This window comes from Photorhabdus caribbeanensis, assembly GCF_018448885.1.
In the GTDB taxonomy this organism is placed as follows: Bacteria; Pseudomonadota; Gammaproteobacteria; order Enterobacterales; family Enterobacteriaceae; genus Photorhabdus; species Photorhabdus caribbeanensis.
Window position 1 is genome coordinate 1 of the sequence record NZ_RCWB01000151.1, and the last position, 446, is coordinate 446.

The 446-nt window shown below is 49.6% G+C and carries 1 tRNA gene and 1 rRNA gene; both read right to left on the bottom strand.

What is annotated here, in order from left to right:
• Window positions 1-202 precede the first annotated feature (202 nt).
• Window positions 203-278: transfer RNA gene (locus EAE90_RS23420), tRNA-Glu, on the bottom strand.
• A gap of 83 nt (window positions 279-361) precedes the next feature.
• Window positions 362-446: ribosomal RNA gene (locus EAE90_RS23425) — 16S ribosomal RNA — on the bottom strand; the annotation flags it as partial.

The window sequence follows — 446 nt, forward strand, 5'->3', positions numbered from 1 at the left end:
GCTTATTCGCTTAACCTCACAACCCGAAAGAGTCTCGGATTGTTCAGCTTGAGAGATACCTCAATAATACCTCGGCGATATTATTGAGCATTTCAATTTTTCAGCTTGTTCCAGATTGTTAAAGAGCTTATATCGCTAAACAGACTGTCTCAATCCGCTTAAAGATATTTCGACAACGCCTTTCACCCGTTATCCCGCAAGATGGCGTCCCCTAGGGGATTCGAACCCCTGTTACCGCCGTGAAAGGGCGGTGTCCTAGGCCTCTAGACGAAGGGGACCCGTTTGGCCAGCTTCGCAGACTCACTTGCGCTCTGCTTTTATCAGACAATCTGTGTGAGCACTGCACTCAACCTATCTCAGGTAAGGAGGTGATCCAACCGCAGGTTCCCCTACGGTTACCTTGTTACGACTTCACCCCAGTCATGAGCCACAAAGTGGTCAGCGCC